This is a genomic window from Leucobacter sp. (assembly GCF_053528595.1).
In genome coordinates this window covers 1-13,523 of the sequence record NZ_JAIVPF010000050.1, presented here as the reverse complement: position 1 = coordinate 13,523, position 13,523 = coordinate 1, and the positions used below count along the sequence as shown (strand labels likewise).

Genomic DNA, 13,523 nt, shown 5'->3' with positions numbered 1-13,523 from the left:
GCGCGGGAACCGGCCCGCGCCCCGCCGGGCCTGCTAGTACTCCGCCTCGTACTCGTCCACGTTGTCGGGGTAGACGAACGGCGAGCCGCCCGGGAGGGAGTCGAGCGCGGCGAGGTTCACGAACTTCGGCGTGCTCTCGCCCTCCACGAGTTCGACGAGGCCCTGCAGCGCATACCTCGTCTCCTGCCGGGGAAGCATCATGATCGTCGACGCGAGGGATCCGCTCTCGACGTTGTCGAGCGCCCACTGATCGCCCCCGAAGTCGAACACCGCCACCTCGGAGCCGGCCGTCGCCTGCAGCACTCCCCGGGTCATCCCGGAGAAGTTCGACATGATCACGTCGAGTTCCGGGTTCGCCTGCATGATGGTCTGCGCGGCTTGGAAGGCCTGCGGCGTGGTGTAGTCGGTGGTCTGCTGAGCCACGACCTCCCACGGCCCCTCCGCGAACGCCTCGGCCGCCTGGAAGAAGGCGATGGAGTTGGCGTTGAGGTCCGGCCCCGAGATGAGTGCGATCTTCGCCCCGTCGGGGTACTCCTGCTTCCCCTGATCCACCCAGGCCTCGTAGACGTCGAGCGTCTGACCGCCGACGTAGTTGACCGTTCCGGGTTCCCAGGTCTCCTCTCCGAGGTTGGTGGCCCGGCCGCAGATCGGCAGGTTGAAGACCGCGACCATCACCCCCGCCGCAGGAGCGTCCTGCGTGAGGAGGTTGCAGACGAGATTGCCGTCGTTCGGCTCCACCGCGAAGGCGTTGTACTTGCCGCTCGTGAGGGCCGTCTGCATCTGGTCGAACTGGACTTGCGCGTCGAATTCGCCGTCGAAGACGTCGAGCGCGAAGCCCCGCTCGCCAGCGTAGCTCTTCGCCTCGTCGATCGCCGCCTGCAGATACTGGTTGCTGCTGCCCGCGGAGAAGTAGGCGACCTTCAGCTCGTCGACCGACTCGACGGTGGGCTGAGGCTGGCCGTCGGTGCTCTGCCGGTTCTCCGCGGCGTTCTGGCTGGGGCTCGAACAGCCGGCCAGGAGCAGGGCGCCCGCCAGGATGACGGGGATGAGGGGTCTGCGCGTTTTCATGTGATTCTCCTTTGAATCGTCGCTCGGGGATGGAACGGGAAGGCGGTCAGTTCTCGGACCAGGTGTCGTAGATGTCGCTCAGGCCCGCGAACCAGGTCCCGGGGAACGAGGCCATGTAGTCGATGAACTTCTCGAATCCGATGAGGTTGTGCGCACGCGCGATGGTCTGCGGATGCACGGTGATCGTGAGCACCCCGCCCTGCACGTGCTTGTACGCGTAGTCGAAATGGTCCTTGAAGCGCTGGAACATGGCCTCACTCGAGCCGAGGCCCTGGTTCACGCCGGGGATGTACTCGGCGGCGGGGAAGTCGTCGAGGAACCAGGACACCGGGAACTCCAGGATGGGGCTGGGATCCCCGAAGGTGCTCCCCTCCTCCCAGCCCACCGAGACGGGACGCGGGTGGTAGGGCTCGAAATCCCGGCCCATGAGCGAGGAATCCCACTCGAAGCCGAACTCCTCGAGCAGGCCGAGGGTCGATTCGGTGAAGTCCCACGCGGGCGAGCGGTAGCCGCGCGGACGCCGCCCCACGTGCTTCTCGTGCAGTCGCAGCGTCTCCTCCATCAACCGGCGCTCCTCGTCGGCGTCGAGCTTGGGAACGGGCTCGTGCCAGCACCCGTGCGCGGCGATCTCGTGCCCGGCGTCGACGATCGAGCGGAAGCGCTCGGGGAAGGTGATCATGGTGTGCGCCGGGGTGCACCAGGTGGCCTGGACCCCGTACCTCTCGAACAGATCGAGCAGGCGGGGCACGCCGACCTCCGCGCAGAACTCGCCGCGCGACAGATAGCTGGGGCTCGACAGTCCGAACGTGCCCATCCACACGCTGTGCGCGTCGAAGTCGGCGCCGATGTTGACCGCGAGAGTCTTTCCCTCGGGGAGGTGCAGGGTCATGGGTGTGCTCCAATCATTGGTGGGTCGATGAAGGGGGTCGTCGAAGGGGATCGGTGGATCGGGGCGATGAGGCGGATCACGCGGCGAGGAAGCCGCCGTCGACGACGAAGTCCGTGCCCGTGACGAAACGGGACTCATCGGACGCCAGGAAGAGGCATCCGCAGGCGATGTCGGCCGGGTCTCCTCCCCGGCCCATCGGAGTCGCCCCGATGACGCGCTCGTTGGCGTCGGCCGGCTGCCGATCGGTCAGAGGAGTGCGGATCCAGCCCGGGATCATCGCGTTCACCCGGATGCCGTCCCGGGCGTAGGTCACGGCGGCGTTGCGGGACATACCGCGCACGGCGCCCTTCGCCGCGTTGTAGGCCGCGACGCCGACGCCTCCGACGACGCCCCAGTCCGACGAGAAGTTGATGATCGATCCGCGGCCGCGCTCGCGCATCGCCGGGATGACCTCGCGCATCCCCAGGAAGACGCCGGTCTGGTCGACGCGGAGGATGCGCTCCCACTCCGCGAGATCGAGTTCGTGGATCGCCTCGTAGCCGATGATGCCGGCGGCGTTGACGAGCACGTCGATCCGTCCGTAGGCGGCGAGCGTCCCGGACACGAGCTCCGCCCAGCTGTCCTCGCTGCCGACGTCGAGCACGCGCTGCTCGACCCGGGTCGGAGCGGGGACGGCGAACTCGGCGATGTCGGCCGCGATCACCCAGGCGCCCTCGTCGGCGAAGAGGCGCGCCACCTCGGCGCCGATCCCCATCGCGGCACCGGTGACGATCGCGATCTTTCCGTCCAGTCTCTGCATGGTCCTGCTTCCTCTCGGGGCTCAGCGAGCCAGATATCCGCCGTCGACCGGGAGATCGACGCCGGTCACGAAGCCCGCCTCGTCCGAGGCGAGGAACACGGCAGCGCCGGCGACATCCGCCGGTGTTCCGGGCCGGCGAAGCGGGGTCGCGTCGAGGAACACCCGGTTCACCGCGTCGTTCTGCCCGGCCGTCATGGGTGTGGCGATCCACCCCGGCAGGATCGCGTTCGCCCGGATGCCGTCGGGCGCGTAGGTCACCGCGGCGTTCTTGGTCAGGGTCAGCACCGCGGCCTTCGCCGCGTGATAGGGCGCGATGCCGGGAACGGCCGCGGCGCCGCAGATCGAGGAGACGTTGACGATGGCACCGCCGCCGCTCGCGATCATGCCCGGAATCACCGCCTTCATGCCCAGGAAGACACCGGTCTGGTCGACGCCCACGATGCGCTCCCACTCCGCGAGGCTCACCCGATCGATCGGATCGGGCCCCGTGACCCCCGCGTTGTTGACGAGCACCTGCGGCGCGCCGAAACGGTCGGTCACCCGGGCGACGAGACGCTGCCAGGCGCGCTCGTCGACGACGTCGAGCTGCTCGGCCGCGGCCGCGCCGTCCGCCTCGAACGGGAGGACGTCGCACGCGATGACGGTCGCCCCGGCCTGGACCATGGCTCGCGCGATCCCCTCGCCGATGCCTCGCGAGGCACCCGTGACGATCGCGATCTTGCCCTGCAGTCTGCCGTTCATCCGGTCCACTCCGTCCTGTGTTCTGCAGCCGTTGGAGAACACCGCTCACGCTACGGAGCGCGGGACGGATCGCGGATCGGCAAGAATGCGTACGCGACGGTCACGGTCGCGTAACGGAGTGGAGTCTCAGCCTCCGATGAACCACGGCGGGAGCATGAAGCTGCCGTCCGAGTAGGGCGCGGGGTCGAGGATGCGCTGCCGGCCGCCCTGGATCTGGAACACCAGGTGCGCCTGCGCGAGCGACGGATCCCCGCCGCTGCCCGCATAGCTCTGAGCGGCCTGCGAGCGATCGCCGAAGTGGTACACCCCGTTCACCCCTCGGTAGATCACCCGGCGCAGCTCCTCCGTGACCTGGGACGCGTCGCGCGGGTTCGCGGCGTACTGCCAGGCGTGGGCGATGAGCGCGACCCGGTCGTAGGCGATACCGGCGTGGGATCGTCCCGGATTGACGCCGAAGCGGTTGCGGAAGCGCGTCGCGAATGCCCGGGCGTGGGAGTCGGAGTAGGTTCCCGTGACGGTCGCCCACAGCAGCCCGTCGGCGGCCTCCGCCATCCGCTCGCGGAACTCGGGCACGCTCGGAGAGTAGAGCGAGTAGAGCAGGGAGTCGCTCGGATGCGCGAGGAAGCTCTCGAGGAAAGCGGTCGTGTCGTCGACCAGATAGCTCCCGATCATGATCGCCGCGGGCGCGGAGGAGCCGGCGGCTCGCGCGCACTCGCGCCATCCGGAGTCGCCCACGGTGTTGACGCGGACGAGTTCGAGGTCCCAGCCGGAGCGCTCCGCGATCTGCGCGGCCCGGTCGATCCCCAGATCCGTCTGCGCCCAGCCCCCCTGCATGATCACGAGCCGGCACGACGTCGGCCGCCACTCCCCCCGATCCCGCAGCTGGGTCATCATCTCCACGAAGCGGGGCGCGTAGTTCGAATCGCTCGGGCACACCTGGAAGATCCGCCCGTAGCGCGACGAGTCCTCGCGCACGCGCTGCGTCATCACGTCGAGCGTCGCGGCGTGCAGGTAGGGGATGCGCGCATCGGCCACCACCTCGTGCGCGACGTCCTGTCGGGCGAGATAGCCGGAGGTCACGACGTCGACCTGCCTCGCGACGAGTTCCTCGAACGCGGTGCGCACCTGGTCCCCGTCGAACAGGTCGATCCCCACGATCTCGAGGCCGACCTCGCGACCGTCGATCCCCCCGCGCGCGTTCAGCTCCTCGACCGCCAGCTGGCTGGCCCGGACCATCTCGATCCCGTCGGCGACGGCGGCGCCGCGGAGCGGATACGCCGCGCCGATGAGCAGCGGTCTCCGCACGATGCGGCGGGCGCCGTCGCCACGGGTGGTCGTGCCGCGCATCGTCCGGCCGAGCCGGAGCACTTCGGATTCCTCCTCGACTCCGGCGGGAAGCGGCACCCGTACGATCCCCTGGTCCACTGCCATGACCCCCGCTGCCGTGCGGCTCGTCGCACCCATCTTCCGAAGGATCCGATCGATGTGCGTGGTGACGGTGCGCGGCGACAGGCTCAGGCGTTCGGCGATCAGGTTGCTCGACAGCCCGAGCGCGATCAGGGTCAGGACGTCGAGTTCGCGAAAGGTGAGCGTGAAGGGCATCTCCTCGAGCCACTCGCCGGAGACGTACACGCTGGCCCGGGCCGGGTCGTCGGATCCGGCCGGGGCCACCTGCACCTGGCAGGCCCGGGGCCGGCCCTCCGGGGCCCAGATGAACCCCGATTCGAGCACCCGCTGCACCGCGAAGCGGCCGAGCAGCGGCAGGAGATCGACGGGCAGCTCGGAGAGATCCCCGTCCTCGACGGAGACCACGTTCCCATCCGCGTCGACTTCGACGAAGAAGCGTTGCCCCATGCCTGGCGATTCTACCGCCGGCGGCGGCGCGGGGCGCTGGGGATCAGGCATGAGAAGCCGGGGCTCGCGTGCGCCGTCGAGCCCGTTCGAGCGGCGGGCGGAGAGCCGCCGCTCGAGCGGGCGCGCCGCTACTGCTTCGGCTCGTCGACGCCGTCCATCGCGAGGAGATCCTCCTCGACCCGGCCGCCGTAGCCCTCGCGCTCCGGGTCGCCGTGCAGGCCGCCGGAGACCGCGTACTCCTCCTCCGGAGACAGGATGAGATGGTGCCTGCCGTAGAAGCCGAACACGAGCAGCGCGACGACGTAGACGATCACGATCGCCACGATCGCCGGGCGGAAGGTCTCGTTCAGCAGGAAGCCGAGGAAGATGAGGGCCGAGATCAGGGCGGCCGCGATGGCGCCGAATCGGCCCCAGGGGCTGCGGTACGGGCGCTTCGCGTCGGGGTACTTCTTGCGCAGGATCAGGAAGGAGATCATCTGCATGAAGTAGGCGAGCACGGCGCCCCAGACCGCGATGTTCAGCACGACCGCACCCGCGACGCCGCCGTCGCCGCCCGTCGCGTCGACGACCAGCAGCGCGGCGAATCCGATGAGCGCGCCCGCGAGGAGCGCGACCCACGGCGTCTGGCGCCGGCCGGTGAGCGAGAGGAACTTCGGGTAGTAGCCGGCGCGCGACAGCGAGTACATGTTGCGGCCGTAGGCGAACATGATGCCCTGCAGCGAGGCGAGCAGGCCGAAGAGGGCGAAGAGGGCGAGCACCCCGGCCACCCAGGCGAGATCCTCGCCGACGATCACCCGGAAGCCGTCGAGCAGCGGCTCGCCGGCCACGCCCGTCGCCTCGGCGCCCAGCACCGCGGTGTTCAGGAAGAGCACGAGCAGACCCGTGAAGATGAGGGTGCCGCGCGCCCAGACGCCGGCGCGGGGGATGTCGCGCACCGGATCGTGCGATTCCTCGGCGGCGAGCGGCAGCTCCTCGATCCCGAGGAAGAGCCACATGGCGAAGGGCAGGGCGAAGAGGATCGGCAGCACGCCGTGCGGCAGGAAGGCCGTCTGGCCCGGGTCCGGCGCGATGTCGAAGAGGCTGCCCCAGTCGGCCGCACCGCTCACGAGCGCCATGATGCCGAAGAGCACGAGCACTCCGATGGAGATCACCGACACGATGATGGCGAACTTCAGCGAGATGGCCGCGCCGGCGGTGTTCAGGCCGACGAAGGCCGCGTAGAGGATCACCCACCACAGCCAGTTGGGCAGTGTGAAGCCCATGAGCGCCTCGGTGACGCCGTTCGCGTAGGCGGCCGAGAAGTAGACGATGACCGCTGTGGTCGCGACGTACTCGATCGTCTCGGCGAGGCCGGTGACGAATCCGCCCCAGGGACCCATCGCCGCCCGGCCGAAGGAGTAGGCGCCTCCGGTGTGCGGCATGGCCGCCGCCATCTCGCCGATCGAGAAGACCAGGCCGTAGTACATCACGACGAGGATCGCGAAGGCGATGAGCATGCCGCCGAAGCCCGCGGCATCGATTCCGAAGTTCCAGCCCGAGAAGTTGCCCGAGATCACCGCGCCGACGGCGAGGCCCCACAGGCCCCAGATCCCGGCGGAGCGCTTGAGCTTCCGCTTCTCGAAATATCCCGACTCGGCAGTCGTGTAGGTGACTCCCGAGACCTTCAGCGTGTCCTTGGCCATTCCGGCCTCCCTCACTTCGTCGTGAATCGCAGTGGTCCGCTGCGAGCGCGCCCGATGACGCGGCGTACGTCAACCGACTATAGTGAATTCAATGGTCGAATCAACTACCTTTTGAAAATTCTTTTCCCATCGAGTCCATACGTGGAGAACACTCACGAGCAGGATTTGCCAGAGCGAGAATCACCGCTAAGGTCTTTGTTCAGACCATAAACGCGAAAAACCACGTGAACGCGACACCCTCAGAGCCGAGGAGGAGCACTGTATGTCCCCAGCGAGCGGAAACCTGACCCCCGAGCAACTGCGCGAGGCGGTGGCGAGCGGCGAGATCGACACCGTCATCGTCGCCTTCACCGACATGCAGGGCCGGCTGGTGGGCAAGCGGGTCTCCGCCCGGCTGTTCCTCGAGGACGTCATGGCGCACGGGGCCGAGTGCTGCAACTACCTGCTCGCGGTCGATGTGGAGCTCAACACGGTCGACGGCTACGCGCTCACCAGCTGGGAGAGCGGCTACGGCGACATGGCGATGATCCCGGATCTCTCGACCCTGCGCCGCACCCCGTGGCTGCCGGGCACCGCGCTCGTCATCGCCGACCTCACGACCGCGGGCGACCACACGCCGATCCCGGTCTCGCCGCGCGCGATCCTGCAGCGCCAGGTCGACCGGCTGGCGGAGCACGACCTCGTGCCCTACGTCGGCACCGAGCTCGAGTTCCTCGTGTTCGACGACGACTACCGCTCGGCGTGGCGGAGCGGCTACCGCGACCTCACCCCGTCGACCGACTACAACACCGACTACGCACTGCAGGCCTCCACGCGCCTCGAGCCGCTGCTGCGCGACATCCGCAACTCGATGGACGCCGCGGGCATGTACTGCGAGGGCGTGAAGGGCGAGTGCAACCTCGGGCAGCAGGAGATCGCCTTCCGCTACGCCCACGCGGTGCCCACCTGCGACAACCACTCGATCTACAAGAGCGGCTCGAAGGAGATCGCCGACGCGCACGGCAAGAGCATCACGTTCATGGCGAAGTTCAACGAGCGCGAGGGCAACAGCTGCCACGTGCACGCGAGCCTGCGCAGCACGGCGGGCGATCCCGTGTTCGCGGATCCCGGGGCTCCCGACGGCATGTCGCAGATGTTCCGGCGCTTCATCGCCGGCCAGCTCGCGGCGATGCGCGAGTTCACGCTGCTCTACGCGCCCAACATCAACTCCTACAAGCGCTTCGTCGAGGGCAGCTTCGCCCCGACCGCCGTGGCCTGGGGGCACGACAACCGCACGTGCGCCCTGCGCGTGGTCGGCCGCGGGCACGGCATGCGCGTCGAGAACCGGGTGCCGGGCGGCGACGTCAACCAGTACCTCGCCGTGGCAGGCATGCTCGCGGCGGGCCTCGCCGGCATCGAGCGCGAACTCGAGCTCGGCGAGCCGCTCGCGGGCAATGCGTACGCGAGCGACATCGAACGCGTGCCGACCACCCTGCGCGAAGCGGCCGACCTCTTCGAGCGGTCGGCCCTCGCCCGGGAGGTGTTCGGAGACGAGGTCGTCGAGCACTACGTGCACGCCGCCCGCGTCGAAGTGCGGGCCTACGACGCGGCGGTCACCGATTGGGAGAGGGTGCGCGGCTTTGAACGGCTCTGAGACGACCGGGAACCGGCCGGTCATCGGCGTCACCAGCTACCTGGAGCAGGCGCGGACCGGCGTCTGGGACGTGCGCGCGTCGTTCCTCCCCCAGGTGTACCTCGACGGGGTCACCGACGCCGGTGGGATCGCCGCCGTGCTGCCGCCCCAGCCGGTCGACGCCGAGGTCGCGAGGCGCATCGTGTCGACCCTCGACGGCATCATCCTGTCCGGCGGCGCCGATATCGATCCCGCGCGCTACGGCCAGGAGCCGCACGAGCGCACCGGTGCGCCCCGCAGCGACCGCGATGCCTTCGAGAGCGCCCTGCTCGAGGCCGCCCTCGAGGCCGAGCTGCCCTTCCTCGGCATCTGCCGGGGCGCGCAGATGCTCAACGTCGAACTGGGCGGCACCCTGATCCAGCACCTCCCCGACGTGGTCGGCGACGATCGCTACCAGCTCGGCGACGGCGTCTTCAACCCGATCGACGTCGAGGTCGAGGAGGGATCGCGGATCGCCGAGGTGCTCGGCGACGATCGCGGTGCACGCGCGCACCTCTACCACCACCAGGGGATCGGGGAGGTCGGTCTGGGGCTCGAGGTCACGAGCCGGACCGCGGACGGCGTGATCGAGTCGATCGAGCTGCCGTCGGTCCCCTTCGGGATCGCGGTGCAGTGGCACCCGGAGGAGAACCGCGACGACCGCAGGCTCTTCGAGGGCCTCGTCGCAGCCGCCAGAATCCACCGTCTCGCAAAGGAGCAGCCATGAGCTACACCGTCGTCAACCCCGCGGACGAGACCGAGGTCGCCGAGGTCGCGCACCTCGACGCCGCGCAGACCGATCGCGCGATCGCCGAGGCCGTGCGCGCGCAGCGCGAGTGGGCGCGCGTCGCGCCCGCCGACCGGGCGAAGGCGCTGCGGCGCTTCGCCGACGCCGTCGACGCCGATGTCGAGCACCTCGCGCAGCTCGAGACCACGAACTCCGGCCACCCGATCACGCAGTCCCGCTGGGAGGCGGGGCATGTGCGCGACGTGCTCGAGTACTACTCGGCCTCGCCGGAGCGCCTCATCGGACGGCAGATCCCCGTGGCGGGCGGCATGGACGTCACCTTCCACGAACCGCTCGGCGTCGTGGGCGTCATCACGCCGTGGAACTTCCCCATGACGATCGCCGCGTGGGGCTTCGCCCCCGCGTTGGCCGCCGGCAACGCCGTGGTGCTGAAGCCCGCGGAGTGGACGCCGCTCACCAGCCTCCGCCTCGGCGAGCTCGCGCTCGAGTCGGGCCTGCCGGAGGGGCTCTTCCAGGTGCTCGCCGGGCGCGGATCCGTCGTCGGCGAGCGCTTCGTCACGCACTCCGACGTGCGCAAGGTCGTCTTCACCGGGTCGACGGCGGTGGGCAAGCGCATCATGGCCGGCTGCGCCGAGCAGGTGAAGCGGGTCACGCTCGAGCTCGGCGGCAAGAGCGCCAACATCGTGTTCGACGACGCCGACATCGAGAAAGCCGCGGCCACCGCCCCCTACGCGGTCTTCGACAACGCGGGCCAGGACTGCTGCGCGCGCAGTCGCCTGCTCGTGCAGCGCAACGCCTACGACCGCTTCATGGAGCACTTCGAGCGGGCCGTCACGGGTGTCAGGGTCGGCGATCCCACTCTCGAGGAGACCGAGGTGGGTCCGCTCGTCACGCTCGCGCACCGCGACAGCGTCGCCTCCTTCCTCACCGACGACGTGCGGGTCGCCTTCCGCGGCTCGGCGCCCCAAGGGCCCGGCGCCTGGTTCGCCCCCACCGTGGTCGAGGGCGCGCCCGGCGACCGCCTGTCGCGCGAGGAGATCTTCGGCCCCGTCGTGTCGGTGATCCCGTTCGACGACGAGGCCGATGCGGTGCGCATCGCCAACGACACGGAGTACGGGCTGAGCGGCTCGATCTGGACGCGGGATCTCGGCCGCGGCATCCGCGTCGCGCGCGGGGTCGAGGGCGGCAACCTCTCCGTCAACTCGCACTCCTCGGTGCGGTACTCGACGCCCTTCGGCGGTTTCAAGCAGTCGGGGCTCGGCCGCGAGCTCGGCCCCGACGCCGCCGAGCACTTCACCGAGACGAAGAACGTGTTCTTCGCCGCCGACTGACCGCGCCGCCGGTTGCGCGAGCAGCCCAGCCGCCGTCCTGCGCAAGCTTGCGAGTCGCAGGATCCACCACACAGATGCTGCGGCCCCACGCAGAATGACGATCCCGAAGGAAGCACCCATGAGCGACATCACCCCCATCGATCTCACCCAGCGCCTCGCCGGCAAGGTCGCCGTCATCACCGGCGGCGCGAGCGGCATCGGCCTCGCCACCGCGAAGCGCATGCGCGCCGAGGGGGCGCGGATCGTCATCGGCGACATGAACCCCGCGGCGGGCGAGGCCGCGGCGGGCGAGGTCGACGGCCTGTTCGTGCAGGTCGACGTCACCGACGAGGGTCAGGTCGACAATCTGTTCGACACGGCCGCCCGGGAGTGCGGCTCGGTCGACATCGCGTTCAACAACGCCGGCATCTCCCCCGACGACGACGACTCGATCGAGATCACCGAGCTGCCCGCGTGGCAGAAGGTGCAGGACGTCAACCTGAAGAGCGTGTACCTGTGCTCGCGCGCGGCGCTGCGCCACATGACGGCGCAGGGCAGCGGCTCGATCATCAACACGGCGTCCTTCGTGGCGGTCATGGGCTCCGCGACCTCGCAGATCTCGTACACCGCCTCGAAGGGCGGCGTGCTCGCGATGACCCGCGAGCTCGGTGTGCAGTTCGCGCGGCAGGGCATCCGCGTGAACGCGCTGTGCCCCGGGCCCGTGAACACGCCGCTGCTGCAGGAGCTGTTCGCGAAGGATCCCGAGCGCGCCGCCCGCCGCCTCGTGCACATCCCGGTCGGCCGCTTCGCGCGGCCCGAGGAGCTCGCGGCCTCGGTCGCCTTCCTCGCGAGCGACGACGCGTCGTTCATCACGGCGTCGACCTTCCTCGTCGACGGCGGCCTCACCAGCGCCTACACGACCCCGCTCTGAGCGTAGACTCTCGCCAGGCGCGGCCGTAGCGGAAGACACCGCGGTCGAGCGGGCGAAGCGAGTCGAAACCCTCATCCGCCGATGATCTCGGCACTTCGACTCGCTCGATCAGCAGATGCGGCGGCCGATGCGCTCCGTCGGCCAAGCACACGCACCATCCCGAGAGGAGAGCCATGCACGTCCCATCCGAAGGCGTCGAGCTGCTCATCGGGGCGGTGCGCCCGATCAACGCCTACGAGGAGACGGTCAGGCGGCTGCTGCAGTCGATCCGCCTGGGACTGATCCCGCCCGGCGACCGCCTGCCGGCCGAGCGGGAGCTCGCGAGCATGCTGAAGGTGAGCCGCGATACGGTGCGCGACGCGCTCTCCACGCTCTCCGATGCCGGGTACGTGGTCTCCCGCCGCGGACGCTACGGCGGCACCTTCGTCGTCGACGAGCTGCCCAGCCCCTCCGCACTGCGCACCGAGCGGACCGAGCTGGGCGAGGACGAGATCGAGGACACGACCGTGCTGCGGCGGGTGCTCGAGGTGGGCGCGGCGCGCGAGGCGGCGGCGCGCGAGCTGAGCGCAGAGGACCGCACGGCGCTGGTGCTCGCGCTCGAGGAGTGCACCGCGGCCGACGCGTCGGATCACCGGCGGCTCGATTCGCGGCTGCACCTGCTGATCGCCGAGCTGTCGGGCTCCCCGAGCCTGGTGCCGCTCGTGGCGAACCTGCGCTCGCGGGTCAACGCCCTGCTCGACGACATCCCCGTGCTGCCCCCCAATCTCGCCCACTCGCACGCGCAGCACGAGGCGATCGTGGCGGCGATCCTGGCGGGCCGATCCGAATCGGCCGCCGAGGCCATGCTCGAGCACATCGAGGGATCGGCGGCGCTGCTGCGCGGCTTCCTGTCGTCCCGCTAGGAGGTTCCTGCTCGAAACCGAGCCCGATGCTCCATACCGAGCACAGCATCGGCGCTGAAAGCTTCGGGTTCGTACAGTGGGCTCGGTTTCGAGCGGAGAACCTCGGCGGAGAGGGCGCGGGCGGGCCCGCCTTCAGAGGGAGGCGCCGGCCAGCGCCGCCACGACCTCGGCCGCGGGTCGCACCGCCGTCAGCGCTCCGACGCCCTCCCCCGCGTCGAGCGGCACGACGGAGTAGTCCCCCGCGGCCACCGCCGCGCGGAACCCGGCGCGGGCCTCCGCATCGGCCGCGAGCTCCTCCTCCCGTCCCTGCCAGCGATCCACGAACGGCGTGCGCAGCAGCCGCTCCGGGAACCGGCTCGGCCAGGGCCGCTCGAGCGCCACGTCGAGCACCCGCGACACCAGGGTGTCGGCGCCGTCCGCGTCGAGCAGCACGGCGCGGGCGGCGTCGCCGGTCAGGGCCTCGTCGCAGGCCGCGAAGGCCGTGCCGACCCAGGCCGCCGCCGCCCCCGCTTCGAGCACGCGAGCCAGGTCCTCGGCCGTGCTCACCGCACCGGCGGCCAGCACCGGCACGTCGACCGCGTCCACGACGGCCGCCAGCAGCGCGTCCCGCGGCTCCCGGTGGTCGCCGTGCCCGCCGCCCTCCTGCCCGCGGGCCACGACGGCGTCGACGCCCGCGTCGACCGCGCGGCGGGCCTCCGCGACCGTGGCGACCTGGGTCACGGCCAGTGCTCCCGAGGCGCGCACGGCCTCGATCCACGAGGGCCGCGGATCCTCGCCCTCCCAGTCTCCGAAGCTCACCGAGACGAGCGCGGGACCGGCGGCGAGCGCACGCTCGAGCATCGCCGGGTCCCGTTCGAGGCCCCAGGCGACGAGGCCGATCCCGAACGGCCTGCCGCCGGTGTCGAGAAGGGCGAGCTCCCGCTCGAGCGCCGCGACGGATCCCGCGCT

The 13,523-nt window shown here is 70.2% G+C and carries 12 protein-coding genes; 5 read left to right on the top strand and 7 right to left on the bottom strand.

Annotation, left to right across the window (positions count from 1 at the left end; all coding sequences use genetic code 11):
• Nucleotides 1-33: 33 nt before the first annotated feature.
• From ACWKZU_RS10130 to ACWKZU_RS10105, 6 genes are all read right to left on the bottom strand, one after another.
• Nucleotides 34-1,068: a sugar ABC transporter substrate-binding protein gene (locus ACWKZU_RS10130; RefSeq protein WP_449282202.1), complete on the bottom strand. Its 1,035-nt coding sequence runs from the start codon at nt 1,066-1,068 to the stop codon at nt 34-36.
• Between the two features lie 46 nt (nt 1,069-1,114).
• Entirely contained in the window at nt 1,115-1,957 is an 843-nt protein-coding gene (locus ACWKZU_RS10125) for a polysaccharide deacetylase family protein (RefSeq protein WP_449282201.1), read from the bottom strand.
• Between the two features lie 76 nt (nt 1,958-2,033).
• Entirely contained in the window at nt 2,034-2,756 is a 723-nt protein-coding gene (locus ACWKZU_RS10120; RefSeq protein WP_449282200.1) for an SDR family NAD(P)-dependent oxidoreductase, read from the bottom strand.
• 21 nt (nt 2,757-2,777) lie between these two features.
• A complete protein-coding gene (locus ACWKZU_RS10115) occupies nt 2,778-3,497 on the bottom strand; it encodes an SDR family NAD(P)-dependent oxidoreductase (protein ID WP_449282199.1) in 720 nt (239 codons plus the stop codon).
• A gap of 126 nt (nt 3,498-3,623) precedes the next feature.
• Complete coding sequence (locus ACWKZU_RS10110; RefSeq protein ID WP_449282198.1) at nt 3,624-5,351, bottom strand: ABC transporter substrate-binding protein; 1,728 nt, start codon at nt 5,349-5,351, stop codon at nt 3,624-3,626.
• A gap of 128 nt (nt 5,352-5,479) precedes the next feature.
• On the bottom strand, nt 5,480-7,033 hold the full coding sequence (locus tag ACWKZU_RS10105) for an amino acid permease (protein ID WP_449282197.1): 1,554 nt from the start codon (nt 7,031-7,033) through the stop codon (nt 5,480-5,482).
• A gap of 262 nt (nt 7,034-7,295) precedes the next feature.
• Between ACWKZU_RS10105 and ACWKZU_RS10100 the strand changes: the two genes are divergently transcribed.
• The 5 genes from ACWKZU_RS10100 to ACWKZU_RS10080 all read left to right on the top strand — a co-directional run bounded on the left by ACWKZU_RS10100 (nt 7,296) and on the right by ACWKZU_RS10080 (nt 12,575).
• On the top strand, nt 7,296-8,666 hold the full coding sequence (locus ACWKZU_RS10100) for a glutamine synthetase family protein (protein WP_449282196.1): 1,371 nt from the start codon (nt 7,296-7,298) through the stop codon (nt 8,664-8,666).
• Entirely contained in the window at nt 8,653-9,411 is a 759-nt protein-coding gene (locus ACWKZU_RS10095; RefSeq protein ID WP_449282195.1) for a gamma-glutamyl-gamma-aminobutyrate hydrolase family protein, read from the top strand. The genes ACWKZU_RS10100 and ACWKZU_RS10095 overlap by 14 nt, the downstream gene beginning before the upstream one ends.
• Nucleotides 9,408-10,763: an aldehyde dehydrogenase family protein gene (locus ACWKZU_RS10090; RefSeq protein ID WP_449282194.1), complete on the top strand. Its 1,356-nt coding sequence runs from the start codon at nt 9,408-9,410 to the stop codon at nt 10,761-10,763. Before ACWKZU_RS10095 ends, ACWKZU_RS10090 begins: the two co-directional genes overlap by 4 nt.
• Before the next feature lie 118 nt (nt 10,764-10,881).
• Nucleotides 10,882-11,673, top strand: coding sequence for a 3-oxoacyl-ACP reductase (locus ACWKZU_RS10085; protein WP_449282193.1), 792 nt, complete (start codon nt 10,882-10,884; stop codon nt 11,671-11,673).
• Nucleotides 11,674-11,846: 173 nt separating this feature from the next.
• On the top strand, nt 11,847-12,575 hold the full coding sequence (locus ACWKZU_RS10080; protein ID WP_449282192.1) for a FadR/GntR family transcriptional regulator: 729 nt from the start codon (nt 11,847-11,849) through the stop codon (nt 12,573-12,575).
• A gap of 132 nt (nt 12,576-12,707) precedes the next feature.
• On the opposite strand, the gene ACWKZU_RS10075 is transcribed toward ACWKZU_RS10080, so the two are convergent.
• A partial coding sequence (locus ACWKZU_RS10075) for an NAD(P)H-dependent flavin oxidoreductase (RefSeq protein WP_449282191.1) occupies nt 12,708-13,523 on the bottom strand: 816 nt, incomplete at its 5' end.

Excerpts from the sequence above, each read along its gene's own strand:
- ACWKZU_RS10100 (WP_449282196.1), top strand. The coding sequence starts at position 7,296 with ATGTCCCCAGCGAGCGGAAACCTGACCCCCGAGCAACTGCGCGAGGCG.
- ACWKZU_RS10130 (WP_449282202.1), bottom strand. The coding sequence starts at position 1,068 with ATGAAAACGCGCAGACCCCTCATCCCCGTCATCCTGGCGGGCGCCCTG.
- ACWKZU_RS10105 (WP_449282197.1), bottom strand. The coding sequence starts at position 7,033 with ATGGCCAAGGACACGCTGAAGGTCTCGGGAGTCACCTACACGACTGCC.
- ACWKZU_RS10085 (WP_449282193.1), top strand. The coding sequence starts at position 10,882 with ATGAGCGACATCACCCCCATCGATCTCACCCAGCGCCTCGCCGGCAAG.
- ACWKZU_RS10080 (WP_449282192.1), top strand. The coding sequence starts at position 11,847 with ATGCACGTCCCATCCGAAGGCGTCGAGCTGCTCATCGGGGCGGTGCGC.
- ACWKZU_RS10090 (WP_449282194.1), top strand. The coding sequence starts at position 9,408 with ATGAGCTACACCGTCGTCAACCCCGCGGACGAGACCGAGGTCGCCGAG.
- ACWKZU_RS10115 (WP_449282199.1), bottom strand. The coding sequence starts at position 3,497 with ATGAACGGCAGACTGCAGGGCAAGATCGCGATCGTCACGGGTGCCTCG.
- ACWKZU_RS10110 (WP_449282198.1), bottom strand. The coding sequence starts at position 5,351 with ATGGGGCAACGCTTCTTCGTCGAAGTCGACGCGGATGGGAACGTGGTC.
- ACWKZU_RS10120 (WP_449282200.1), bottom strand. The coding sequence starts at position 2,756 with ATGCAGAGACTGGACGGAAAGATCGCGATCGTCACCGGTGCCGCGATG.
- ACWKZU_RS10125 (WP_449282201.1), bottom strand. The coding sequence starts at position 1,957 with ATGACCCTGCACCTCCCCGAGGGAAAGACTCTCGCGGTCAACATCGGC.